Origin of the sequence: Streptomyces sp. NPDC005408, assembly GCF_040606445.1 — a bacterium.
Classification (GTDB): Bacteria; Actinomycetota; Actinomycetes; order Streptomycetales; family Streptomycetaceae; genus Streptomyces.
The window spans coordinates 1-1,378 of record NZ_JBEXEX010000136.1 but is presented as its reverse complement, the minus strand read 5'-3'; the positions used below and the strand labels follow the sequence as shown (position 1 = coordinate 1,378).

Genomic DNA, 1,378 nt, shown 5'->3' with positions numbered 1-1,378 from the left:
GGGTCTGTCAAACGAGCGGTGTAACTGGGGTTGTTGGTTACTGACGGGCTGCTGAGAGTCGGCCGTCGAAGGTGATGTCGAAAGCGTTCAGCGCGGTCTTCCAGCGCATGGTCCAGCGGGCCTGGCCCTTGCCGGTGGGATCGAGCGACATGATGGCCATGTAGACGCACTTCAGGGCGGCCTGCTCGCTGGGGAAGTGGCCGCGGGCCTTGACCGCCCGACGGATGCGGGCGTTGACCGACTCGATCGCGTTCGTCGTGCAGACGATGCGGCGGATCTCGGTGTCGAACCGCAGGAACGGGGTGAACTCCTCCCAGGCGTTCTCCCACAGTTTCACGATCGCCGGATACTTCCTGCCCCAGGCATCGGCGAACTCGGCGAACCGGTCCAGGGCGGCCTCCTCGGTCGGTGCGGTGTAGACGGGCTTGAGCAGTTTGGCGATCTTGTCCCAGTCCTGGCGGGCGGCATAGCGGAAAGAGTTCCGCAGCAGGTGAACTACGCAGGTCTGCACGATGGTCATCGGCCAGACGGTCCCGACGGCCTCGGGCAGGCCCTTCAAGCCGTCGCAGACCAGCATCAGCACGTCGCCCACGCCCCGGTTTTTGATCTCGGTGAGGATGTGCAGCCAGTGCTTGGCGCCCTCGCCGCCGTCGCCGGCCCACAGTCCCAGAATGTCGCGCCGACCCTCCGCCGTGACGGCCAGGGCCACGTAGACGGGCCGGTTGGCGACGGCGCCGTCGCGGATCTTCACGTGGATCGCGTCGATAAAGATCACCGGATAGACGACGTCGAGGGGGCGGTTCTGCCATTCGGCCATGCCCTCGAGGACCTTGTCGGTGATGGTGGAGATGGTCTGCCGGGACACCTCGGCGCCATAGACCTCCGCCAGGTGGGCCTGGACCTCACCGGTGGTCAGCCCCTTCGCGGCCAGCGAGATGACCATCTCGTCGACGCCGGTCAGGCGCTTCTGTCGCTTCTTGACGATCTTCGGCTCGAACGAGCCGTCCCGGTCACGGGGCACGGATATCTCCACCGGCCCCACGTCCGTCAGGACGGTCTTGGAGCGTTTGCCGTTACGGGAGTTGCCGCCGTCCTTGCCTGCCGGATCGTGCTTGTCATAGCCGAGGTGGTCGGTGATCTCACCGTCGAGGGCTGACTCGAGCAGCCGCTTGGTCAACTGCTGCAGCAGCCCGCCCTCGCCGGTCAGCCGCAGACCCTCGGCCTGGGCCCGGTTCACCAGCTCGTCGATCAGCCGGTCGTCCACGGCCTTCGCCGACACGGCCGCTGTCGACTCCACGGGCTCGTGCTCTGTCACGTTCTCACTGGTCATCGATGCATCTTCCATGATCGGGAGTTACACCGAACGTCTTACAGTCCC

General features: G+C 65.7%; 1 protein-coding gene. It reads right to left on the bottom strand.

Annotation, left to right across the window (positions count from 1 at the left end):
- Positions 1–37: 37 nt before the first annotated feature.
- Positions 38–1,330 (bottom strand): IS256 family transposase, encoded by a 1,293-nt coding sequence (locus ABZS64_RS39290; RefSeq protein WP_355840012.1) that lies wholly within the window; start codon positions 1,328–1,330, stop codon positions 38–40.
- Positions 1,331–1,378 lie beyond the last annotated feature (48 nt).

Coding starts and splice junctions, on each gene's coding strand:
- ABZS64_RS39290 (WP_355840012.1), bottom strand. CDS start 1,330: ATGACCAGTGAGAACGTGACAGAGCACGAGCCCGTGGAGTCGACAGCG.